The following is an 813-nucleotide window of genomic DNA, read 5'->3' as shown; positions in this document are numbered from 1 at the left end:
CCGTACGCTTCGCACGACCATCACTACCCGCGCCGAAAGCTCATCGACTGCACGCCAGCACTGCTGGCACCCAAGCCACTGTCAGTGCCAAAAAGAGACAGGATGCGTATCTAAGCGAACAGTATTGGGTCAGGTCTTGAAATACGACATTGCATCCCTTCACCCTCTTTCCTCGACGCATGCCCGCCAAGCCGGATAGATGTAAGCGAGATGTCGGCTGGATCATAGCTCGATCGACGTTGGATGGCACGACCGTGTTATTGCATGAGTTGTCTGCTACTCAGACGTGAAAACCGTCGAGAGGCGGGAGCCCTGACCTAAGATTGGCCAGAGATTGCCGGTAGTCCTTGGAGGATATGGCGCCCTTGTAGGCCTGTACAGGGTATTCGGAAGGAGCGGACGATGTGGTCGACCAGTGTACGGTTCACACTCATCGGTAACAAATCGGTTCAAAGACATGGGTAACAACTTCTACCCTGCATGGGAGCGGATAGGAGGACAGCCCCATGCCTTGGAACGAGGTCAAACCGATGGACCAACGGGTTCTGTTTATCGCCGATCACCTGCGTGATCGCTACAGCTTCGGCGAGCTGTGCTCGCGCTATGGGATCAGCCGCAAGACTGGCTACAAATGGCTTGGGCGCTATCGGAGCGATGGCGTGGAGGGGCTCGAGGAGCGCAGTCGCCGGCCACATCACTGCGCCACCGCCTACCCCTTCGCCGTGCGCCAGGCCGTCATCGAGCTGCGCACCGACGGGGGCGACGTGCTCGGCCCCAAGAAGATCCAGGCCCTGCTGGCACGGCGCTATCCCG

General features: G+C 58.9%; 1 protein-coding gene. It reads left to right on the top strand.

What is annotated here, in order from left to right:
• Positions 1 to 506: 506 nt before the first annotated feature.
• The coding region (locus I8J34_RS24180; protein ID WP_214361048.1) for a helix-turn-helix domain-containing protein at positions 507 to 813 on the top strand (307 nt) is incomplete at its 3' end.

It is taken from the genome of Denitromonas iodatirespirans, assembly GCF_018524365.1.
Taxonomy (GTDB): domain Bacteria; phylum Pseudomonadota; class Gammaproteobacteria; order Burkholderiales; family Rhodocyclaceae; genus Nitrogeniibacter; species Nitrogeniibacter iodatirespirans.
This window is presented reverse-complemented; position numbering and strand designations above follow the sequence as displayed.